The following is a 22,486-nucleotide window of genomic DNA, read 5'->3' as shown; positions in this document are numbered from 1 at the left end:
CTATGCCTGTATAGGTGCGGTGTCAATGTGGACGTTTTCAAGTATAAAACGATTCATTTCCTTTGCATTGCAGCAATTTCTTTTGCATCCACGAAACCGGGAGGACGATCATGAACAAGCTGGGAGTTCACGCGCTGGTCTGGGAGGCTGGCTGGAGCCGCGACGAATGCGCCCGCGCGATCGCAAAGAGCGCCGAGGTAGGCTATGATTTCATCGAGGCGCCGGCGCTCGATCCCAGCCTGATCGATCCTGAATTCACACGCCGCCAGCTGGAAAAAAGCGGCATCGGCATCAATTTCTCGCTCGGCCTCGATTTCGACAGCGACATTTCAAGCGGCGACAAGGAGAAGGGTCGGCGCGGCAAGGAAAAGCTGGAACAGGCGATCGCTGTCTGCCGTGATTGCGGCGGCGAATATATCGGCGGCATCCTGCACTCGGCCTTCGGTAAATATACCGAGCCGACGACGGCTGCCGGCGTCGCACAATCGGTCGACATTCTGCGTCAGGTGGCCGAAACGGCGGCAAAAAGCAACATCACGCTCGTTCTGGAAGTGGTCAACCGTTACGAATCCAATGTGCTCAACACGGCCGCCCAAGGCGTGGAAATGTGCAAGCGCATCGCCATGCCGAATGTGAAAGTGCATCTGGACGTCTACCACATGAACATCGAGGAATCCGATATTCAGGCCGCCATCCTCGAAACCGGCGATCATCTCGGCTACTTCCACACCGGCGATTCCCATCGCGGCTATATGGGCTCTGGCACGATCGATCTTGCCGGCGTCTTCAGGGCTTTGGTACGCTCTGGCTACAAGGGGCCCATCACCTTCGAATCCTTCTCCTCCCGCGTCGTCGGCCAGCCGCTCGAAGGCATTCTCGGCATCTGGCGCAACCTTTGGGACGACGGACGCGACCTTGCCGAACATGCGCTGATGTATACGAAGGCACAGCTCAAGGCCGCGCAGGAAGCCCAGCGTCAAAGCCAGCAGCGCAGTCTACTGCCCTAATCGCTGAAGGCACTCGCTATCTCCTTCTCTCCTCGGGGAGAAGGCGTTTATAGCTTTACAATCCCCCGTCTCGAAGGCGCGCCGCTCTCTCAGGCAGAAATCGCCTTGCTTTGAAGCGGCGTCTGATGAACGACGATGCGCGCGTGGTATGGAATACGCTCGTAAAGGTCGATGACATCCTGATTGATCAGGCGAACGCAGCCGGACGATGCTGCCTTGCCGATCGAGCGCCATTCCGGCGAACCATGCAGACGGTAAAGCGTATCCTTGCCGTTCTGGAAGATATAGAGGGCGCGAGCACCCAGAGGGTTCTTGATGCCCGGATCCATGCCGCCATTGGCAACCGAATATTTCGCGAGTTCCGGTTTGCGGGCGATCATGTCGCCCGGCGGCTTCCAGCGCGGCCAATGCTGCCGCCAATGAATGATCCCCTCGCCTTCCCATGCAAAGCCGTCGCGGCCGATGCCGACGCCATATCGCATGGCAGTGCCGCCACGTTCCACGACGTAGAGCAATCTCGACGCGGTATCCACGACGACCGTGCCGGCCGGCTCTCCGGTCGGATCAGGAACGCGCTGCCGGTAAAATTTCGGATCCAGTTTTCGATAAGGTATCGCCGGAATGACATGGCCGCCATCAACCACAGAGGTATAGCGGGCCTCGAGTTCCGGATCCGGCGCGATCGTGCTCTCAGCTTGCGAAGCGACGGGAACGACGGGCGGCATGCGAGCCGGAGCGGCGATCGGCGTCGGAACCGGAGCCGTCGTGGCACACCCCGCAAGCGTTGCGGTGGCGGAAATGGATCCGAGTATGAAAGCCCGTCGTGAGAGAGTCTTTTCGTTCTTGGCTGAGTGCATTTCGGTCCTGATAATCCCCGCGAATTGGTGCCGCCCTTTCAGGCAATGAAGCTGAAAGGCAAACGTGTCTAATCATCCTATGGCGATAACCCCATAGCCAATTGCGATCTGTGATGGCAAGTCCGCCAAGACAATGACCACACGTCGCACATTTTCGCGAACAGCCAACTCACACCGAACCATCGCCGGAGCCGGCCTCGTGTTTGCCGATGCCGGCTGGCGTCGGTCCGCACGATAAGGGGACGCCAGCTGCCACATCGAAGGCTGCTTTTAGAGGTTCCGGGAAGACTCCGTACCGGATTGATTTTGCTGACGGGGCTTGCGTTCGTCATGCACGGTCAGATCCCGTCTTGCCCGCGCGCTCGCGGCTTCGATCGGCTGCGCCTTCCCCTGCTCTGCGATGACAGCCCTCGCCCGTTCGATATCGACCATGTAGTCACGTGCCAATGGCAGTGCAGAGACATTCTTGGTCAGCTGTAATTGCCAGTTCATATGACCCATGCGGAGGAAGGCAAGTTCGGATCCGATCAGATAGAATTCGAACATCCGACAGAACCGTTCGTCATGGAGCTTTGCCAGGGTGTCCCTGTTCTTCATGAAGCGATGCCGCCATTGCTCAAGGGTCTTGGCATAGTGGAGACGAAGGATTTCGATGTCGGTCGTCCAGAGCCCGGTCTTTTCGACCACGGACAGGACTTCGGAGACCGCCGGCGAATAACCGCCTGGGAAAATATACTTTGCGATCCAGGGATTCGTGCTGCCCGGCCCGTCAGCCCGGCCGATCGCGTGGATCAGGGCAACGCCATCCTCCTTGAGCACGGCGCGAATCTTGTCGAAGAAGGTCCGGTAGTGATTGATACCGACATGCTCGAACATGCCGACGGAGACGATGCGGTCGACGGGCCGCGTCCATGACCGGTAATCCAGCAGCTCGAACGTCACCATATGCTCGAGACCGGCGTCCTTCGCACGCGCCTTCGCCGCCAGCAATTGCTCTTCCGAAAGCGTGAGGCCCGTTACCCGCGCTCCGAATTCTCGAGCCAGATAAAGCGCCATGCCGCCCCAACCGCAGCCGATATCCAGAACCTCGAGGCCTGGACGATCCAGCATAAGCTTCGATGCGATATGCCGCTTCTTCTTGAGTTGCGCCTCCTCGAGCGTCTCATCGCCGACAGGAAAATAGGCGCAGGAATATTGCCGGTCGTCGTCCAGCATCAGCGAATAGAGTCGCGCATCGAGATCGTAGTGATGGGCAACATTGCGCTTCGAACGTCCGGCGAAATTCAACTGATCGAGATGCCGGCGCAGCCAGCGAACCTTGTCCATGATCTTGCTGAAGGGGTGGGTGCCGCCTTCCATCATGTTCAGGACGAGCAAATCCATCATTTGAAAGAGATCGCCGGAGCCGGGCTCGACATCGCCATCCATATAGGCCTCGCCGAGCGCCAAGGCAGGATTGAAGAAGAGGCGGCGCTTTGCGCGAGCGGTTTTTATTTTCATCGTTGCGCGCGGTTCCGATCCCGTACCGAAATCGCGCGTGGAACCATCGGGAAAAATGACCGTGAGCGTTCCGATTTTGATCAAGCTGGAAAGAGCTGCTTCTAGGAACATGAAAACTACCTGCTTATCGTTTCCTTGCGGGTGGCTCCGCGGCCCGAGGGCGGCCGAGAAACCCGAGACGGTATTTCAATGCGGAAAGCGTACTACCTGATTAGGCAGAATAGCCAGATCATTTGCGACATCAAGGTTGCGTAAACTTGATTGTGATAATGCCCATGCGGTTGTATTGCCATCGTCGCCAGATCGACACGATGACGAATTCAGAACCTTCATTCACATCTGTAAAGCATCGTCTCTGCACGGGACGGAGACTATGCCCGAAAAAGCACTCAGCGGCTTTCCTGCCGAAGCTGCGTAAAGGCAATATGAGAGATCGGTCCTCGGAGCCAATGAAACAATCCAGCCTCGTCCGCGGACGAGGCTGGGGCATGACGAAACCAGCCGCTGTAATGGCCATTCCCATCTGAATGGACGCAAGCAGGCCCGCACCTCTTCCATCGAACGGAACGTCTACCAGCAGGTAAAGCCGGCATCGACATTGACGATGGCGCCCGTCATCAGGCTTGCTGCGCTCGATGCGAGGAAGAGGACCGCGCTGGCGACCTCCTCAGGCGTGCCCATTCGCCCCATCGGCGTGTCGGCAAGCCAGATCGGAATGCGATCGCGATTGGCCTCCACCGCCATGACCATCGGCGTCTCGATATAGGTCGGCGCGACGGCATTCACCCTGACGCCATCCCCAGCCCATTCGGCCGCCATCGAACGTGTGAGATGATGGACGGCCGCCTTGGACACATTGTATGGCGTCTGCGGCTGCGGCCGGTTGCAGATGGTTCCGGACATCGAGCCGAGATTGACGATGGCGCCGCGCTTCATCGCAACCATGTGACGGCCGAAGGAACGCGAGCACCAGAACACGCCGTTGACGTTCACGTCCATCATGCGCAGCCAATCGGCATCCGTGACGTCCTGCGACGGGATGCCACTCTGGCCGATCCCGGCATTGTTCACCAGGATCGTCGCGGCGCGGCCGCCATCGGCAAGCTCCGTGGCGATCGCTTCCATGCGCGCGGAGTCGGTGACATCGCCGATCCGCAGGTCGATATCGTAGCCTTTCTGCCGCAAGGCGAGCGCCTCTCGGGCGTCGGCCTCGGCGCGCTCGATGACGACGACGGCCGCTCCGGCCTCGGCCAGCGCCTCCACGCAGCAAAGGCCGATCGCACGGCCACCGCCGGTAACCACCGCATGTTCGCCATCAAGGCGAAATTTTTTCTGGTAGCTCATGGCGTAGCTCCTCAGATGTCGAAAGCGCTTGGCAGGACAACGACGTCACGGATCGTGACGTTGCGCGGACGCGTCAGCATGAACATGATCGCATCCGCCACTTCCTTGGGTTCGATCAGGGCGCCGGCCTCCTTGGCCTTGCGCAGATTTTCTTCCGGCCAATCGGCGAGCAAGGCACTGATGACGGGGCCTGGAGAAACCGAACCGACACGGATTCCGCTCTTCAGAAGCTGGCGACGCATGGTTTGCACGAAGCATGTCATCGCCCATTTCGATGGCGAGTAGACTGGCTCCCATGGCACCGGCGAATGGCCCGCGACCGAGCTGGTGACGATGATGTCGCCCGTTCCCCGCTCGATCATATGCGGCGCCACGGTTCGGACATTCTTGATGACGACATTGACGTTCAGGTTGAGCATCCGGTCGATGGCATCGAGATTGGCTTCCACCAGATCGCCGCCGATATAGGTGCCGGCATTGGCATGCAGGATATCGAAGTGGCCGACCTTGGCGAGGATGCGATCCAGCAGCGAGGCGCATTGTTCGGTATCCAGCAGGTCGATGGCGAGCGGGATAGCCTTCTCTCCCAGGCGTTCGCAAACCGACCTCAATGCCTTCTCATCGCGATCAACGAGAACGACCGTCGCTCCGGCCGCGATCATGGCCTCCGTGGACGCCAATCCGATCCCGGATGCCGCACCGGTGACAGCAGCCACTTTTCCCTTCAATTCGTCCATTCTCTCCTCCTTGGGTTAAACTTCTATCGTTTCCCTGCACCGCAGGCGGCGTGGTAGTCCGCAAGGCTACGGGTGACCCGCCAGATCAGGACCTCCTCCGGGTCCAGCGGCGCATCGGCGAAATGTCGGGCGGCAGGCATATGTTGCCAGAACAGCGGCAGCGGTATGGTCTGTCCCCGCAGGGCATCGCATAGTTTCTGGACGGCGGATTGAGCGTCCGCCGAGGCCCAGTAGTAGCGGATACGGTCGGACAGCGAATAATGCCGCAGCCACCGCTGTTCACCCTCGGTCCCGTGATAATGCTGGCTCCAGCTCTTTGGATGAGCCAGCATCAACGCTTCCATGGCGGCGTAAAGCGGCCGATTGCCATAATCCGGCAAGAGATCGGAAGCGATCAGATCCAATCCGTAAAGGGCCTCGCGCAGCACGAAAGTCAGTTCGGGGCCGACCTTCAGGATGGGAAATCCATCCTCCACGAGAGCCGTGAGCGGCGCTGTACCCTGATAGTCGGTCGAATGGGCTTCGAAAACGAATTGCTGTTCGTCGGTCAGCACGGACTTCAGCTCGGCAATCTTGCTACGGTCGTAGACAATGACATTGTGATTGCCGAACTCGACGCCGGGCTGGACGACCAGTCCGATGGCGCGCTCGAACGCTTCGTGTAGGCCAGCGCCCTCAAACACGCGTCGATGGACGTCGATCGTCTTGCGCGCCGCCGGAGCGGCCGTCGGCTCGATGGCCGTTAGAGCATGATCGGCGCCGCCCGGCGGCGGGACCTCCGTGCCGATCACATAGATCGGCATGACGCCGCCGCTCCTCCTTGCCGACGCTTCGGCCACAGCCGCGAGCCTTGCCGCGCGATGGGCCGTCGCCTCGTCGTCGAGCGCTGTAGGCTCGCCCTTGCAGCCCATCGAGGCATCCAGGTGGATTTTTCGAAACCCGGCATCGACATAGGCGGCGACCATTTTCTCCGCCTCGGCCATGGCCTCCTCGGCAGGACGATCCCGCCACGGATTTGGGCCAAGATGATCGCCACCCAGAACGATGAGCTGTTCCGGGCAGTCCTCCTCCTTCGCGATCCGCTGGACAAGGGCGGCGAAGTCGCCCGGCGTCATGCCCGTATAACCGCCCAGGTGATTGACCTGATTGCAGGTCGCCTCGATCAGCACGGTGCTCGAATGCAGGCGTCCATGCCGGAGCGCGGCTCTGAGCACAAGCGGGTGCGCCGAGCAGACCGAGGTGATGCCCTTCGGCCGGCCTTCGGCTCGCAGCGTTGCCAATTGATCGAGATGGACCTGCATCAGGAGCGCCTCGCGGTAGCGGCTATGAACGCATCGAGTTCGTCGCGAGTACCGGCACCTTCCATCGGGCCGACGACGGTGACATTGCGGGCGCCGGCAGCCGCCGCATAGGTCAGGGCATCCTCCGCCGGCATGCCCAGGCGGCGGCAGGTGAGATAGGCGCCGCCGAAGCAATCGCCCGCGCCGGTCGGATCGATTTCCTTGACGGTAAAGGCCGGAGCATCGATGCGCTCGCCCTCGCTGTTGAAATAGGTCGCCCCATCCACTCCCCGCTTCAGCACAATTTCCCTGACCCCGATGCTGAACAGGCGGCGGATCGCATTCGCTTCACCCTCGACGCCAGCCGCCCGCTCCAACTCCTCTCCGGATGGCAGCAGCAGATCGGCGGCAGCAACCAGCTTGGCAAAACGTCGTTCGGTATCCGCGTCGAGCTTGAGCTCCTTGCGGATGTTCGGATCGACCGAGAGCGTGCCGCCGCGAGCCTTTACGATGTCGACGGCCTTGTCGATCACCTCGCATGCGCTCGGAACCGACAGCGCCGAGCCCATGACATGCAGGTGGCCGCTGCGACCGATGAGATCGCGGACACCGTCGCTCCAGCCGAAACGCGCGGCGGCGGACTTGGCGATGTTGTAGACGAAATCGCGGGAGCCATCCCTGCGGTAGCGAACGAAGGCGCTGCCCGTCGGGTAATGCGGATCAATGGATATCGCGGAGATATCGACGCCATCGCGCTTCAGCCTTTCGATGTTCACCCGGCCAAAATCGTCGGCTCCGACGGCGCCGATCATGGCCGCGCTGCCACCGAGCCGCCCGCATTGCGAAATGAAGATCGCCGGCGCACCGCTGGCGAAAGGCCCGATCAGCGGCTGGGCCTCGACGAACCCATCGCCGACGGTCGTGGCGACGATCTCCGCGAGAATTTCCCCGACGCATACCGTGGGGCCGAGCTGGTCAGGAGCCAGTGCTGAAGTCATCGCAGTCATGCTTTCGATACCTGTTGTTTTCAAACCGCCGCGCGCTGCTGCATGCCGTCGTCACTGCTGAACTCCTCGTTTTCCAGCGAAAGGAAGCGTTGATGAAGCATGCATGCCGCTCCGAATGCGGACCCGAATTCCGCGTCCTGGTCAACGACGATTTCGGGATTGGGAAAGGGAATATTCTGGCCCTCGGACATATGGACCGCCACGCGGGCGGCAACCATCGGATAGAGAGATGCCACCGAGCCGCCGAGCACGATCCTGCCGGGGTCGATCAACCGGCAGGCCTGCAACAGCGCATATGCCAGATGACGCGACCAGGTCTCCGCAATGTTGACGGCCGCCGGAACACGATCGCGAACGCCGACCAAGAAGTCCTGCAGATCGGCGTCATTTCGTCCGACGGCCTCGCGATACTGCCTGATCAGCACTTCGCGCCCGATCAGCTGTTCGAATTTCTGCCCGCCGCTTCCGGACACGAGAGTATGGCCGATCTCGCCGGCCAGGCCATGGCCGCCACGAAACAGCTTGCCGTCGATGACGATCCCGCCGCCGACGCCGGTCTCCATGAGCAGGAAGAGCGTCACACCTGCAATGCGGCTGCGATAACTGTCCCCTATCGCGAAGGCATTCGCATCATTCTCTATTGCGATCGGAACCTCGACCGGAAATGCGGACCGGCAGATTTCCTTCAACGGGACGTTTCGCCATCCGAGAATGGGCGCAAGCCTTACCGACCCATCGGGCCGGATATGAGCCGGCGTCGAAATGCCCAGCCCCCTGCACCGCGCCATCATCTCCTTGGTCATGTCGCCGACGATAAGTGCTATGCCATGTTCGACAGCCCTCTCGACCGTCGAAGACAGCGTATCGAAGGCGACCTTGCGGCAAAGCCTGACTTCGGCGGCAAGATCGATAACGACAGCGGATATATGCTCCACGCCGATCTCGATACCGACGAAAAACGCGGCATCGGGAATGAGTTCCAGCATGATCCCCGGCCGTCCCGCGCGCGACTGCTCGCCACGCCTGCTGCCTGCCTCCAGCTCATGAACAAACCCGCCTTCCGTCAACTCGGCAACGATCTCACCCGAAGACGAGCGGTTCATACCGAGCTTTCGCGCCAGATCGGCGCGGCTCATGCCGCGGTGGCTGTAGATCGCCTGCAGAGCCGCGACGAGATTGCTCTGGCGAATTCTACGCGGCGAGCTTCCGATGGAGACGGTGTCGTTCATGTTCCAATCCCTTCAAATCGACCCGCGCCAGCTTACACGGCAGGAACGGGTCACACGAAGGATTATCAGGGACGAGCGCTTGTGGCACGCCGGCGCCTGGCCTCGTCATGTTTAAGCTCGATGTAACGCTTCGCATGGGCGGCCAGAGGGTCGTTGTCGGTCCATGTGTCGCGCCAGATCGCGCAGGCGAGCGACAACCCCTCGTCGACGACAGCGGTCGAAAAGCTCTCGAATACGATGTCGCGCCTGTAATCGATATCGAGCAGGGCGTCGAAAATGAGGTCGAAATCGATGACGCCGTCGCCGAGATAGCCTCGATTGCTTTCGCCGATGTGGAAATAGCCGATCTTGTCGCCGGCCAGGCGGATTGCCGCGGCGGGATTGGCCTCCTCGATGTTCATGTGGAACGTATCGAGATGCAGGCGAACATGATCGGAGCCCGTCTCGGAGATGAATTTCAGCCCTTGTGCGGTCGTATTCAACAGATTGGTCTCGAACCGGTTCACGATTTCGAGGACGAGATCGACTTTCGCCTCCCTAGCCACGTCGGCCGTCGCCGCAATGGCCGCGACGCTGTTGTCCCAGCCCTTCCTTGTCGGCTGGCGATTGTACTTGGTGTGCGCTGAATAAAGAATCCCGCCCAGCTTGTTGCCGCCGATGTCTCTGACTGCGCGCACCGCGTCAGCCAGCATCCGCTTACCATCCGCAACGGCCGAAGCATCCTCGCTCGATACGTCCTTGTCGAGCGGCAACCCCATCGTCACGCCGATCTCCACGTCAAGCGACTGCGCAAGCCTTGCGAGCCGATCCAGGTTGAATTTTTCGGGACGAAGATAGGCGAACTCGATGGTTCCGTAGCCATGCTCGGCCGTCTTTTGCAGGGCCATTTCAAGCCCTTCCTGGGTTTGGCCGCCCGTCCATACAAATGAATGGATTCCTAAGCGTCGCATCGTCGTAACCTCACGATTTTTCGTCCGAGCCCCATCCAGGATTAAGTTATTTAGTATGGCAAAGCAACAAATAAATTCAGCGAAATGAGCTATGCAATAGCGAGAATATCGTTGCATTGCAGCATTTTATATCAGCCTTGATATTCCCACATGTTTACATCGACCATTATCGACAGCCGAAACAACAAGATAGCTCCATGATTTGCATGTTAAAGCAACAAATATTGCAAACGACGGAATTTCGGGCTAAGAATCCCTCGGCGAATGATCTCGCTGTAATCTGGGAGGATTGAAATGAGATACGCTATGAAAGCCGGCGCCATCGCGCTGACGCTTAGCCTTGCCGCCGCCGCTTCACCGGCCTGGGCAGACTTCTGGTCCGACGCCGGAGCGAAATTCAAGGGCGTGACGCTGCATGGAGTGACCGAGTCCACGCCCCCTTCCAACTTTATCAAGGATGTGCTGGCACCCGAATTCGAGAAGAAAACGGGCATCAAGGTCGAAATCGAAACGACGTCCTGGGATCAGATGTACGACAAGGCGATCAAGGACATGGAAGCTGGCACCGGCATCTACGACGTCGTCTATATCGAGCAGGACATCGTCTATTCCTATATGGCGCGAAACTTCCTGACCGACATCACCAAGGCGCTGAAGGACCAGCCGGATCTGAAGGCACCGACCTACGATGCCGCCAATTTCACCAGCTTCTCCAACTACTTCAAGGATGCGAACGGCGATCTCTACGGCGTGCCGATGGAGGCCTTCCTCAAGACCTATCTCTATCGCAAGGACCTGTTTGACGATCCGGAAATCCAGGCGGCGTTCAAGCAGAAAACGGGCCATGATCTGAAGCCTGCAACAACCCACGAGCAATATACGGAAATCGCCGACTTCTTCACCCAATGGGGCAAGGATCACAATATGCAGCTATGGGGCTCGACGGCGCAGGCCCATACGGGGCATCCGGCCTCCTGGTACGAGTTCTTTGAGTCCGTTGCGCCGACCTTCGGCGTCTACAATTGGGGCATCGATGCGCAGAAGGACTATGCCGCGACCGTCGAGCATGGCGGCCAGATGAACAGCGACAAGGCGAAGGCCGCGCTGAAATGGTGGCTGCATCTGCGTGACATCGCACCGCCAGAATCCTCGCAATCCACATGGACGGAAGTCGCCACGACCTTCGCTGCCGGCCGGGTGGCGCAGGGTCTGGTCTATGGCGAGAACGCGGCCTGGATCGCGACCGATTCCTCGCAGTCGAAGGTCACGGGCAAGGTCGGCTTCGCCCTGCCGCCGCTCAAGCCGGGCGTGCTCGAGGCCGCCGAAGCCGGCAAAGGTTATGTCGGTTATTATGACGGCGGCGCCTTCGGCCTGCCTGTCACCTCCAAGAACCAGGAGGCAGCCCTGCTCTTCCTGCAATTCATCGGCCAGAACGAGGTACAGCCGGACTGGGCGATTGCCGCGCCGCGCGTCACCAATACCGCGACCTTCGACGACCCCAAGGTCAAGGCCATGGATGTCAAGCTCGGTGGCTTCTATACGATGCTGAAAGATCAGGGCAAGCTCTTCGCCGGCGCTCCGCCCTATCCGTTCCACGCCCAGGTGCGCGAAGCGACCGCCCCGATTTTCTTCGACATCCTGACCGGCAAGATCGGCCCGGACGAGGGCCTCGACAAGATGGCGGCAAAGACGGAAGAGGAACTGACCTCGCTCGGCTATCGCAAATAGCCTTCCCTTCCGAACGTGCAGGCCGCCGTCAATAGCGGCCTGCCATCCCATCGCTGCAAAACGGGCACCTTAGCAACCGCCACAGGGGGATAGGGCGATGCATTCACAGAAGCTCGGCTGGCTCTTGCTGTCACCAACCATAGTGATCCTCGGGCTCTTCGGCATTTTTCCGTTCGTCTATGTCGTCTGGGTTTCCTTCCATGCGTGGAATCCGTTTGCAGCCAACCCGCACATGGTCTTCAACTGGGCGGAAAATTACCGCAAGGTCGTTTTCGATCAGCAATTCCTGGCGTCCCTGGGCATCACGGCGGCGTTCGTCTTCTTCGCCGTAGTTTCGGAAATCGTGCTCGGCTACGTGCTCGCGCAGGCGCTTCTGAAGGATTTTCCCGGCAAGGCAATATTCCGCACTATCCATACCCTGCCGTTGATCATGGCGCCGATCATCGTCGGATCGGTCTGGAAGCTGATGACGACGCCCTCCATCGGCATCATTCCATACCTGCTGCACAGCTGGTTCGGCTTCGATCTCAACATCGGCCAAAGCGCGGGTGCGGCTTTCATCGTTACGGTGATCATGGACATCTGGCACTGGACGCCCCTGGTGACGCTTTCGCTGATCGCCGCTCTGGTTTCATTGCCACCGGATCCATTCGAGCAAGCGCAGATCGACGGAGCGGGCAAGAGCCAGATCTTCTGGCACATCACGCTCCCGATGATCCGACCGGCCTTGATCGCCACCGTCTTCATCCGGCTCATGGATGCGCTGCGGACCGTGGACGAGGTGCTGATGCTGACTGGCGGCGGCCCCGGTTCCGCGACGCGCTACATCGGCGTGCACATCTTCAGGGAAGTCTTTCCCAAGACGAACTACGGCTATGGTTCGGCCATCTCGGTCGTCGTGCTGTATCTGACCATCGTTGTCTGCTGGCTGCTCTATGTCAGCCTGATCGCGCCGCGCGCCAGGAAAGGTTGAAACGATGAAGACCCGTTATCCTTGGCTTCTGGCCGTCATGTGGATCGCCATCAGCTTTGCGACCCTCTTTCCGATCTATTGGCTCTTCGTCATCTCGGTAAAGCCGACGGTCGAGCTGTTCTCCACGCCCGAAGTCATTCTGAGAAGCCTGTTCTGGAAGAACTATACCGATGTGCTGAACAACCCGACGCTGCGTGGCTATATGGTGAATTCGCTGCTCATTTCCTCGGGCAATGCGCTGCTGGTGACGACGCTCGGCTTTCTGGCCTGCTACGCGCTTTCCCGCTTCGACCTCGCCGGCAAGGAGAGCATCTTCTTCTGGACCATCACCAACAGAATGGCGCCACCGGCCGTATTCCTGCTGCCGCTCTTCCTGCTGCTGACACAGGTCTACAAGATCGGCAGTTTTTCCTTTGCGGATACGCGGACCGGCATGATCCTCGTCTATTGCTCGTTCAATCTTCCCTTTGCGATCTGGACGCTTCGCCCGACGGTCGAAGGCATTCCGAAAGAGCTTGATGAGGCAGCCTATGTCGACGGCGCAAGCACATGGACGGTTCTGTCGGATATCATATTCCCGCTGGCGCGGCCGGGATTGGCAGTAACGCTGATCCTGACCTGGGTCTTCGCATGGAACGAGTATCTGCTCGCGGCGACCCTGACCAATTTCAGGGCGCGTACCTTGACCACCGGCCTTTCTGAATATGTCACGACGACGGGCACCCAATGGGGGATCATGGCGGCAATATCGGTCTTCACCCTCATTCCCGCACTCATCGTCTTCACCATCGTGCAGCGCCATATCGTTGCGGGCCTGACCTTCGGTGCCGTGAAAGGATAACGCAATGTCTTCGGAATCCGAAAACGACGAGCGCAAGGTGGGGTTCCTGCCGATTGAGACGAATTGGTTCGACCGGCTGTTCATCTCGGTCGTCATCTGGGTGGCGCTGTCGCTCCTATGGATGCGCTTTATCGAACCATTGGGGCTTTCGGTCTGGATAGCGACGGCGATTTCCGCCGCGCTCGGCGCCTACATCATCCGGCGCGGGTAAGGGACTGCCGGTAACGGCCAGGAAACACAGCATGCACTGCTGCATCTGGGAGGAAGACATTGGCAAACGTACAGATTAGCGACGTCACGAAGAAATATGGCGCCCTTCAGGTCATGCATGGTGTCAGCGTCGACATCGACGACGGCGAATTCGTCGTTCTGGTCGGCCCTTCCGGATGCGGAAAATCGACGCTGCTGCGCATGGTCGCGGGCCTTGAGACGGTAAGCGGCGGCGATATCAGAATTGGAGGCCGCGTCGTCACCAATGCCCCACCGAAGGAGCGCGACATCGCCATGGTCTTTCAATCCTACGCACTCTATCCGCACAAAACGGTCGCCGAGAACATGGGCTTTCCCCTGAAGATGGCGAAACGCCCCAAGGCGGAAATCGATGAAAAGGTGCGTCGTGCCGCCGAAATCCTCGATCTCTCCCGTTATCTCGATCGTTATCCGAAGCAACTGTCCGGCGGTCAGCGCCAGCGCGTCGCCATGGGCCGCGCCATTGTCCGCGATCCGCAGGTCTTCCTCTTCGACGAGCCGCTTTCGAACCTCGACGCCAAGCTTCGCGTCACGATGCGGGTCGAGATCAAGGAATTGCATCAGCGGCTGAAGACCACCACCATCTACGTCACGCATGACCAGATCGAGGCCATGACGATGGCCAGCAAGATCGTCGTGATGCGCGACGGACGGGTGGAGCAGATCGGCAAACCGCTGGAACTATACGATTTTCCCACAAATATTTTCGTCGCAGGCTTTATCGGCAGTCCCTCGATGAACTTCCTGAAAGGCCGGTTCGGCAATCGCGACGGCCGGCAGGTCGTCATCACGGACGAAGGCGTCGTTCTGCCGGTGGAAACGGTCAACGCCGAGGACGGCCGGCCGGTGACCTATGGAATTCGGCCGGAACACATCACGATCGGCGACAACGGCATCCCGGTCGAGGTGTCCGTGTTCGAGCCGACCGGCTCCGAGACGCTGATCTTCGGCCGCGTCGGTGGAGTGCCGATCGATGCACTCATTCGCGAGCGGATCGAAATCGCGTCGGGGCGAACAATGCATTTCCGTATTGACCCGCGCCATGTTCATATCTTCGATCAGGAAACCGGCAAGAGATTGTAAGAGGACGTTCCGATGAATTTCGATGGGAAGAGGGTGATCGTCACCGGCGCAGGCAAGGGCATTGGCCGCGTGACGGCGGAGATACTTGCGAAGCGGGGGGCTCGTGTGGTGGCCTTGACCAGAAGTGCGGCGGATGTCGCCTCGTTGCGTGACGAACTGGGCTGCGAGGCGATCCAGATCGATCTTGCCGACGCCGAAAAGACGCGGGAGGCGGCATTGGCCGCACTTCCGGCGGATTATCTGATCAACTGCGCTGGGACGACCGAGCTGCAGTCATTTCTCGACACCACGGTTGAAGCCTTCGACCACCTGTTCGCGGTCAATACTCGCGCGCCGATGATCGTGGCGCAGGAATTCGCCCGCTCACTGATCGAAAGAGGCCTTTCCGGCGCGATCGTCAACGTATCCTCCGTCGCCGCCTTCGTCGGCATACCGGACCATGCGGCCTATTGCGCCTCGAAAGGCGGGCTGGACGGCCTGACGCGCGTGATGGCAAAAGAGCTGGCGCCGAAGGGCATTCGCGTCAATGGCGTCCATCCGACCGTCACGCTGACACCCATGGCCATCAAGGCATGGAGCGACCCTGAAAAGGCAGCGCCGATGCGCGAACGGATCCCGCTCGGCCGATTTGCCGAACCTGCGGACGTCGCCGAAGTGATCCTGTTCCTGCTTTCCGACGAGGCGGCCATGGTCAACGGCATTTCGATGCCGGTCGACGGCGGCTATATGATCGCCTGAGATCGCGCAGCGCTACGCCACCGCTAAGCTGCCTCTTCGTAAATCAGGTCCGGTGCGACAATCCATTCTCCCCGCCGGAGCGACAGCACATCAAGCCGGCCTTGACGATCCCTGACGGCAACTCCGACGAAGCGATACCTGCTGCCGTTCCTGTCGACGACGGCATTGCGGATGGGCCGGCCGTGAAGATAGCCGACGACGGGACCTTCCTCGCTTGCCGCGGACAGCAGGAAGTATTCATGAGGGATGTTTCGGCTCACCATCAACGACGATCCTCACGCTGCAAGGCCAGCCCGACACGCGCCGCATCCTTCTGCACGATCAGGCGATCGCGGTCTTCCTGAAGCAGCGGGATTCTTGAGCGGGAGCGCCTGCTCTTCTTGAGTTCGACTACGAATGGCTTTCGTTGCGGCCGCATTATCAGTCCTTTCGGCTATTGATCATGTCAATTAAACAGGCATTCGACCTGGCCGAGCGGTCCGAAGTCTGCCGCCAGATGCTGTCCGGCGCGGACCTGGAGGATCGGCGTGCAGGAGCCTGTCGCCACGATATCGCTCGGTTCAAGCTGCCTGCCATTGGCGACAAGCTCTTCCGCCAGCCAGGCAACCGCATTCAGCGGATTGCCCATGACCGATGACGAATTGCCTGAAAGCATGGTTTGCTGGAACAGGAACGCCGTGACCTCGATCCCGGCAAAGTCGCCGGCCTCGCCCCTTTCGGCATGCTCGCCGCAGAGGGTTGCGACGTGCAGGCCGAAGTCCGCGATCACTGCATTGGCACCGGCAATCGCGTGCCGGATCCTTCTGCCGATAATGCCAATTGCCGGGCGGCAGCTCATAATGGCATCGGCCACGCTGTCGAGGGAAATTCGCTCGCCGTCATCCGGAAATGATCGCAGCATCGTAAAGACGAACTCGCACTGTACGCCGATTGTTCCAGGCGGCAGCCGGAAGTTTTGAGCCTTTCTTTGCAAGCCGAAGGCAGGGATTTCGGAATAGATCGGCCCCTTCAGGCCGAGCATGCGGCGCGCAGGATCGCTCGTGCCGACAAGTGCATAGCCTTTGCGTTCGAAACCGAGCGCGTCCTGCGCCGTTGTCTGGATATCGTATGCTTCACGTTCGGATTCTATCAGGTCGAGCGGAAGATCGCAGAGCTCTTCACGACGACGGCTCTTTGCGAGAATATCCGCCGTTGTGTCCTTCAGTTCGAAATACATCTTCGCTCCAATCGCACCATTGACGATAGGACGAAGATGGCCCGACATGCGTAGCCGTTCCATTCATCGCAGCGCACGAAAATATTAAAATCTCATAGTGATCGCGCTACCCATCGCGACAGGCGGGCACGTGCATATCATTGATTTCCTCATTGAAGCGAATTGACGGCCGTCTGCGTCCATTTTCGACAATGCGGGAATGGGGAGGCTACCGAGCCCGCTAATTTGCCCGCCCGATATATTGCGCCATGTCGATCATGCGGTTGGAAAAACCCCATTCGTTGTCGTACCAGCCGAACACCCTGAGAAGACCGCCGGCGGAAAGCGACATTTCCGGTCCGCTTAAGACGAGCGATTCCGGGCGGCCGCGCAGATCGACCGAAACCAATGGCTTCTCGATCCACCCCAGCACCGGGGATCCTAGAGCGACATGCTTCAATCTTGCGCGCATGGTATCCAGGTCTGACACGTTGCGAACCGCAACCGTCAGATCGATCGCCGAGACGCTGGCGGTCGGCACGCGAAGGGCACGGGCTTCGATGAGACCGGCAAGATAAGGAAGCACGTCGCCGACGATCGCATGTGCACTCGTCGTCGTAGGCACCATCGAAAGGGCGGCCGCGCGGCTGCGCGACAGCTCCGAGCGCGGCTGATCGATCGTCGGCTGGCTTGCCGTGTAGCAATGAACCGTGGTCATCTGACCACCGATGATGCCGAATTCCCGGTCGACGACGCGCAAAAGCGGCGCAAGCGCATTCGTCGTGCATGATGCGTTTGAAATCACCGCCTGGCCGCGGAAGGTTTCCTCGTTTGCCCCCAGCACCAGCGTCACATCGGCTGCGGCAGAAGGGCCGGAAATGAGAACCCTTCTTGCTCCGGCCGCAATTCCTCGCTGTGCCACCACCCGTGATTTGGCATGACCGGTACATTCCAGAACAACGTCGATGCCGCGAAGATCGAGTTTGCTGATGTCGGGAGCATTGTGAAACGGTATCGACGCCCCACCGACGATAAGGAGCTGGTCCTCGAAGGACACCGGCTCCGCCCACGGGCCGTATACGCTGTCAAATTCAAAGAGATAAGCGCATGTCTCCAAATCGGCGATGTCGTTGATCAGCGCGATTTCGATATCGCGGCGATCACGCAGGAGAAGGCGCAGAACGGAACGTCCGATCCTGCCAAATCCATTGATTGCAATTCTTAGTGGCCGGCCTGACATGCGAATCTCCACCTACTCGATCGAGCGGAAAGTGTAGACGACATCACCGCCTCATGCCTCCCCCAAATGCGCCGCTTCAGAAATCGACCTCGATCGCCACGCCTTTCGCCAAAGCGAGTTCGACGGCGGCGGAAGCAACGGCCAGGTCCTGAAGGCCGACACCCGTACCATCGAACAGCGTGACCTGATCCTGGGAGGTCCGGCCCGGATGCGTTCCGTTGATCACGGCACCGATTTCGACGATGGCCTCTTTTCGGATCAGCCCCCTTTCGATGGCGTGCTGCGTCTCGCCGATCGTTATGGCCTGCTCGACTTCATCGGTGAAGACGGTTGCGACAGCGAGGAGCTCAGCCTCGACCTCCTGCTTGCCTTTCGTATCCGTGCCCATGCAGGCGAGATGCGTGCCGGCGCGGACCTGCGAAGCCTTGAGAAGCGGAGCGAAGGACGAGGTGATCGAGATGATGACATCCGATTCAGCTCCCAGGCGATCGCGATCGACTGCCTCGAAGGGAAGGCCCTCCTCCTTGGCAACCTCCTCCAGACGACTCAGCATGTCGGGATGCGGGTTCCAGGCGAGGATCTTCTCGAGTGCGCGCTGCTCGAGGGCTGCGCGCAACTGAAACGTCGACTGATGACCCGCGCCGATCATGCCGAGGACCTTCGCATCTTTTCGGGCGAGATATTTAATCGAGATTGCCGATGCGGCGGCCGTCCGCAGCGCAGTCAGCAAGTTACCGCCCACCATGGCGCGGCATCTTCCGGTATCGGCGTCGAACAGGAAGATGGTGGACTGGTGATTGGTAAGGCCTCTGCTGGTATTGTTTGGCCAGAACCCACCGGACTTGAGGCCGAGCGCCAGGCTCTTTCGATCGAAGCCGGATTTGAAGCCATACAGCGCATCGGCATGCCCGATCGCCTCCCGGATCACGGGAAAATTATAGGCCGACCTGTTCGCCATCGAGGCGAAGACCTCTTCGACCGCCTTGAGGCAATCGGAGGGCGTGACCAGTTCGGCAATGGCACTTTCGGGAATGATGATCATTGCACTTCCGCCTGGTTTGCCGGGAGCCGAAGCCCCCTGTTTCATCAATAGGCCTTGCCGCGGGCCGACACCGGCCAAAGCGTTTCCACCTTGCCGTTGCGCACGCCGACATACCAGTCGTGAACATTGCAGGTCGGATCGCAATGGCCCGGAACCAGGCGGAGCTTCTCGTTGATCTTGAGAACGCCGTCCGGATCTTCGATAACGCCGTGTTCGTCGGAGCATTTGATGTATTTCACATCATTGCGGCCGTAGATAAAAGGCAGGCCTGAGTCGACGGATTGCGCCTTGAGGCCGGCGTCGCAGATCGCCTTGTCGGGCTTTGCATGGCTCATGATGCTCGTCAGGATGAAGAGAGCATTTTCCCATTCGCCATGGTCGATCCTCTTGCCGTCCTTGTCCTGGATACGGCCGTAATCGGCATCCATGAACGCATAGCTGCCGCACTGCAGCTCATTGTAGACGCCCGAATTGCTCTCGAAATAGTAACTTCCCGTGCCGCCGCCACTGACCAGTTCGGGTTCCAGGCCTTCGGCCTTCAGCGCTCCGACGGCATCCTTGACCTGAGCGATGGCCGCATCGAGCTTCGCCTTGCGGTCTTCATATTTATCGATGTGCTGCATCGCGCCCTGATAGGCCTGAATGCCGGTGAACTTGAGACCCGGTGCCGCATGGATGGCATTGGCGAGTTCGACGACGGCCGACGTCGTCGTGACGCCGCAGCGTCCGGCGCCGCAATCGATCTCCACGAAGCACTCCAGCGTCGTGCCGTACTTCTGTGCCGCCTTGGAGAGTTCCTCGACATTGGCGAGATCATCGACGCAGACGATGATGCGTGCGCCGTGCTGCGGCAGAAGCGCCAGGCGGTCGATCTTTGCCGGATCGCGAACCTGGTTCGAGACCAGGACATCCTTGATGCCGCCACGCACGAAGACCTCCGCCTCGGAAACCTTTTGGCAGCAGACGCCGATTGCACCGCCAAGCTCCTGCTGGAGCCTGAGGACATCGACGGATTTATGCATCTTGCCATGCGCCCTGTGGCGCATGTTGTGGGCTTTTGCATAGTCACCCATCTTGCGGATGTTGTGTTCGAGCGCATCGAGATCGAGGATCAGGCATGGTGTCTGGATGTCGTCGACGCTCATGCCCGGAAGAGCCGGCACATCGTAGCCGACTTCCATGCCGGCGAATTTCGGTTCCATGTTCATTGCTCTTTCTCCCTTACTGCCAAGGCAATGTGTCGAGGTCGACGTTTCCGCCGGTGATGATGATGCCAATGCGTTGACCGGCGAAAACCTCCCTGTTCTTGATGATCGTCGCCAGCGGGACGGCGCTTGAAGGTTCCATGACGATCTTCATCCGCTTCCAGATGAGCTTCATCGCATCGACGATATCCTCTTCGGAGGCCGTCAGGATATCGGTCACGTGGTTTCTGACGAAATGCCAGGTCAGCTCCTTGAGCGGCACTTTCAGACCATCGGCCACCGTATTCGGCGCGTCGTCGGCAATGATGTAGCCCGCCCTGAAGCTGCGGCAGGCATCATCGGCCTGCTCGGGTTCGGCGGCATAGATCCGGACATTCGGCGCGAGGTTCGACAAGGTGAGGCAGGTTCCCGACACCATGCCGCCACCGCCGATCGGTGCGACCACGGCATCGAGCCCGTCGACCTGCTCGATCAGTTCCATCGAGCAGGTCGCCTGGCCTGCGATGACGCGCGGATCATTGTAGGGATGAACGAATTCGGCGCCGCTCTCTGCGACGACTTCGGCAAAGACGGCCTCGCGCGAGGAGGTCGAAGGTTCGCATTGGACCACTCTGCCGCCATATCCCCGGACGGCATCCTTCTTTGCCTGCGGCGCGGTCCGCGGCATGACGACGGTGCAGGGAATGCCCCGCCGCCCGGCGGCGTAGGAAAGGCACGTTCCGTGGTTTCCGGATGAATGCGTGGCAACGCCGCGGGCAGCCTGCTCGTCACTCAGGCCGAAGACGGCGTTGGATGCGCCGCGGGCCTTGAACGCACCGGCTTTCTGGAAGTTCTCGCATTTGAAGAACAATTCGGCGCCGACAAGCGAGTTGATGAAGCTGGAGGTGAGGACCGGGGTGCGATGGATGTGGGGCCTGATGCGCGTATGCGCAGCCACCACATCGGCCAATGTCGGAATGTACATCATATAGCTCCTCAGGCCGCGGCCTGAATCTTGGATTGCTGGTCGTTGCGATAGTGTTCCTGCGCGGCCGCAACACCCGAGCCGAGTTTGACATTGAGACCGAGATCGACCATGGCCATCTCAGCCGCCGCTATCCCCGACAGGGCCATGACGTCAGTCAAACTGCCGAGATGCCCGATGCGGAACACCTTGCCGGCGACCTCGCCCAACCCGGTTCCGAAAGCGACATCGTACTTCCTCGCGGCATGCGCGACGATCGATGTCGCATCGAAACCTTGCGGCGTGCGGATCGCACTCACCGTGTCGGAATAGAGTTCCTCGCTTCTAGCGCACAGATTAAGATCCCATGCCCGAACGGCGGCTCGGATGCCGCCGGCAATACGCCGGTGTCTTGCAAATACATTCTCCAGTCCTTCGGCGAGCAGCAGCTCCGTCGAGAGTTTCAGCCCGTTCAGAAGGCCGACCGCCGGGGTATAGGGATAGGCGTTGTTCGCATAGCTCTTCGCCATATCGCGAATATCGAAGAAGGTACGCGGAAGCTTTGCCTGATCGACCGCTGCCAGGGCCTTCGGGGAAAAGGCCGTGATCGCCAGACCGGCGGGCAGCATGAAGCCCTTTTGCGACCCCGTCACGGCGATGTCGACGGACCATTCGTCCATGCGGAAATCCATCGAGGCGATCGAGCTGACCCCATCGACGAACAACAAGGCGGGATGGCCGGCGGCGTCGATCGCCCGGCGGATGGCAGCGATATCGGATTTGACGCCGGTTGCAGTCTCGTTGTGCGTGACGAGGACGGCCTTGATTTCGTGCGCGGTATCGCCTGCAAGAACTTCCTCATAGCGATCGGCAGGAGCGCCGCCGCCCCATTCCGCCTCCATGATATCGACCTTGAGGCCATGGCGCTGACACATGTCGATCCAGCGATGGCTGAACATGCCGTAGCGGGCCGCCAATACGCGGTCACCGGGGCTGAGCGTGTTGGTGATGGCCGTTTCCCACCCACCGGTTCCCGTGGACGGAAACACGAATATGGAGGCCTTTTCGGTTTTGATGACCTTCTTTACGCCGGCAAGCGCCGGGCGCAGAATTTCGCCGAAGAGCGGGGACCGGTGATCGAGCGTCGGCATGTCCGCAGCCTTGCGAAGGACTTCGGGCATATTCGTCGGACCGGGGATGAAAACCGGATTTTGCATATACATCTGGGTGTCCTCCTAATGTTGAAAGATGGATAGCATGTCCAACACGGGAGATAAATTTTTTTGAAGTCATTTTTCAAAATAGAAACTAATTCAATTTTATTTATAAAAAACATGA

Annotated in this window: 23 protein-coding genes; 7 read left to right on the top strand and 16 right to left on the bottom strand. The window is 59.7% G+C overall.

Annotated elements, in window-relative coordinates; genetic code table 11:
- The first annotated feature begins 110 nt into the window (after positions 1–110).
- Positions 111–1,007 carry a sugar phosphate isomerase/epimerase family protein gene (locus PH552_RS07695; RefSeq protein ID WP_183760928.1) on the top strand — a complete coding sequence of 299 codons (897 nt, stop codon included), beginning with the start codon at positions 111–113 and terminating at the stop codon, positions 1,005–1,007.
- An 89-nt stretch (positions 1,008–1,096) separates the two neighbouring features.
- Here PH552_RS07695 and PH552_RS07690 read toward each other — a convergent pair whose 3' ends face one another.
- The 8 genes from PH552_RS07690 to PH552_RS07655 form a co-directional block, all read right to left on the bottom strand.
- On the bottom strand, positions 1,097–1,864 hold the full coding sequence (locus PH552_RS07690) for a L,D-transpeptidase (RefSeq protein ID WP_285165796.1): 768 nt from the start codon (positions 1,862–1,864) through the stop codon (positions 1,097–1,099).
- 270 nt (positions 1,865–2,134) lie between these two features.
- Positions 2,135–3,475, bottom strand: coding sequence for an SAM-dependent methyltransferase (locus PH552_RS07685; protein WP_183760934.1), 1,341 nt, complete (start codon positions 3,473–3,475; stop codon positions 2,135–2,137).
- Between the two features lie 459 nt (positions 3,476–3,934).
- Complete coding sequence (locus PH552_RS07680) at positions 3,935–4,708, bottom strand: SDR family NAD(P)-dependent oxidoreductase (protein ID WP_112344741.1); 774 nt, start codon at positions 4,706–4,708, stop codon at positions 3,935–3,937.
- A gap of 11 nt (positions 4,709–4,719) precedes the next feature.
- Complete coding sequence (locus PH552_RS07675; RefSeq protein ID WP_183760937.1) at positions 4,720–5,445, bottom strand: SDR family oxidoreductase; 726 nt, start codon at positions 5,443–5,445, stop codon at positions 4,720–4,722.
- Positions 5,446–5,468: 23 nt separating this feature from the next.
- The gene (locus tag PH552_RS07670) at positions 5,469–6,746 is read right to left on the bottom strand and encodes a D-tagatose-bisphosphate aldolase, class II, non-catalytic subunit (RefSeq protein ID WP_183760940.1); all 1,278 of its coding nucleotides are present in this window, start codon (positions 6,744–6,746) and stop codon (positions 5,469–5,471) included.
- Positions 6,746–7,723, bottom strand: coding sequence for a tagatose kinase (locus PH552_RS07665; RefSeq protein ID WP_183761290.1), 978 nt, complete (start codon positions 7,721–7,723; stop codon positions 6,746–6,748). The genes PH552_RS07670 and PH552_RS07665 overlap by 1 nt, the downstream gene beginning before the upstream one ends.
- Before the next feature lie 29 nt (positions 7,724–7,752).
- Positions 7,753–8,961: an ROK family transcriptional regulator gene (locus PH552_RS07660; protein WP_285165795.1), complete on the bottom strand. Its 1,209-nt coding sequence runs from the start codon at positions 8,959–8,961 to the stop codon at positions 7,753–7,755.
- A 65-nt stretch (positions 8,962–9,026) separates the two neighbouring features.
- Positions 9,027–9,911, bottom strand: a complete 885-nt coding sequence (locus PH552_RS07655) for a sugar phosphate isomerase/epimerase family protein (protein ID WP_183760947.1) — start codon at positions 9,909–9,911, stop codon at positions 9,027–9,029.
- A 294-nt stretch (positions 9,912–10,205) separates the two neighbouring features.
- Here PH552_RS07655 and PH552_RS07650 point away from each other — a divergent pair, with 294 nt between their 5' ends.
- The 6 genes from PH552_RS07650 (at position 10,206) to PH552_RS07625 (ending at position 15,523) form a co-directional block, all read left to right on the top strand.
- Positions 10,206–11,639 carry an extracellular solute-binding protein gene (locus PH552_RS07650; RefSeq protein WP_183760961.1) on the top strand — a complete coding sequence of 478 codons (1,434 nt, stop codon included), beginning with the start codon at positions 10,206–10,208 and terminating at the stop codon, positions 11,637–11,639.
- Positions 11,640–11,736: 97 nt separating this feature from the next.
- Positions 11,737–12,612: a carbohydrate ABC transporter permease gene (locus tag PH552_RS07645; protein WP_112344734.1), complete on the top strand. Its 876-nt coding sequence runs from the start codon at positions 11,737–11,739 to the stop codon at positions 12,610–12,612.
- A gap of 4 nt (positions 12,613–12,616) precedes the next feature.
- Complete coding sequence (locus tag PH552_RS07640; protein ID WP_112344733.1) at positions 12,617–13,453, top strand: carbohydrate ABC transporter permease; 837 nt, start codon at positions 12,617–12,619, stop codon at positions 13,451–13,453.
- A gap of 4 nt (positions 13,454–13,457) precedes the next feature.
- Positions 13,458–13,664 (top strand): DUF2160 family membrane protein, encoded by a 207-nt coding sequence (locus PH552_RS07635; protein ID WP_112344732.1) that lies wholly within the window; start codon positions 13,458–13,460, stop codon positions 13,662–13,664.
- 59 nt (positions 13,665–13,723) lie between these two features.
- On the top strand, positions 13,724–14,785 hold the full coding sequence (locus PH552_RS07630) for an ABC transporter ATP-binding protein (RefSeq protein ID WP_183760964.1): 1,062 nt from the start codon (positions 13,724–13,726) through the stop codon (positions 14,783–14,785).
- 12 nt (positions 14,786–14,797) lie between these two features.
- Entirely contained in the window at positions 14,798–15,523 is a 726-nt protein-coding gene (locus PH552_RS07625; protein ID WP_183760967.1) for an SDR family oxidoreductase, read from the top strand.
- 23 nt (positions 15,524–15,546) lie between these two features.
- Here the strand turns inward: PH552_RS07625 and PH552_RS07620 are convergent, their stop codons facing one another.
- From PH552_RS07620 to bhcA, 8 genes are all read right to left on the bottom strand, one after another.
- Positions 15,547–15,786 carry a hypothetical protein gene (locus tag PH552_RS07620; protein WP_183760970.1) on the bottom strand — a complete coding sequence of 80 codons (240 nt, stop codon included), beginning with the start codon at positions 15,784–15,786 and terminating at the stop codon, positions 15,547–15,549.
- Entirely contained in the window at positions 15,786–15,941 is a 156-nt protein-coding gene (locus tag PH552_RS07615; protein ID WP_183760972.1) for a hypothetical protein, read from the bottom strand. Before PH552_RS07615 ends, PH552_RS07620 begins: the two co-directional genes overlap by 1 nt.
- 27 nt (positions 15,942–15,968) lie before the next feature.
- Entirely contained in the window at positions 15,969–16,787 is an 819-nt protein-coding gene (locus PH552_RS07610) for a 2-keto-4-pentenoate hydratase (RefSeq protein ID WP_246698440.1), read from the bottom strand.
- A gap of 172 nt (positions 16,788–16,959) precedes the next feature.
- On the bottom strand, positions 16,960–17,958 hold the full coding sequence (locus PH552_RS07605; protein WP_183760975.1) for a type I glyceraldehyde-3-phosphate dehydrogenase: 999 nt from the start codon (positions 17,956–17,958) through the stop codon (positions 16,960–16,962).
- Between the two features lie 76 nt (positions 17,959–18,034).
- Positions 18,035–19,000, bottom strand: a complete 966-nt coding sequence (gene bhcD / locus PH552_RS07600; protein ID WP_183760978.1) for an iminosuccinate reductase BhcD — start codon at positions 18,998–19,000, stop codon at positions 18,035–18,037.
- A 44-nt stretch (positions 19,001–19,044) separates the two neighbouring features.
- Positions 19,045–20,208 (bottom strand): 3-hydroxy-D-aspartate aldolase BhcC, encoded by a 1,164-nt coding sequence (gene bhcC, locus PH552_RS07595; protein WP_183760981.1) that lies wholly within the window; start codon positions 20,206–20,208, stop codon positions 19,045–19,047.
- A 13-nt stretch (positions 20,209–20,221) separates the two neighbouring features.
- Positions 20,222–21,169, bottom strand: a complete 948-nt coding sequence (gene bhcB / locus PH552_RS07590; protein WP_112344725.1) for a beta-hydroxyaspartate dehydratase BhcB — start codon at positions 21,167–21,169, stop codon at positions 20,222–20,224.
- An 11-nt stretch (positions 21,170–21,180) separates the two neighbouring features.
- Entirely contained in the window at positions 21,181–22,371 is a 1,191-nt protein-coding gene (gene bhcA / locus PH552_RS07585; protein WP_112344724.1) for an L-aspartate--glyoxylate aminotransferase BhcA, read from the bottom strand.
- Positions 22,372–22,486 lie beyond the last annotated feature (115 nt).

This window comes from Rhizobium aureum, from assembly GCF_030182495.1.
GTDB classification, from domain to species: domain Bacteria; phylum Pseudomonadota; class Alphaproteobacteria; order Rhizobiales; family Rhizobiaceae; genus Rhizobium; species Rhizobium tropici_C.
The sequence above is the reverse complement of the archived record's forward strand: the minus strand, read 5'-3'. Positions and strand labels throughout refer to the sequence as shown.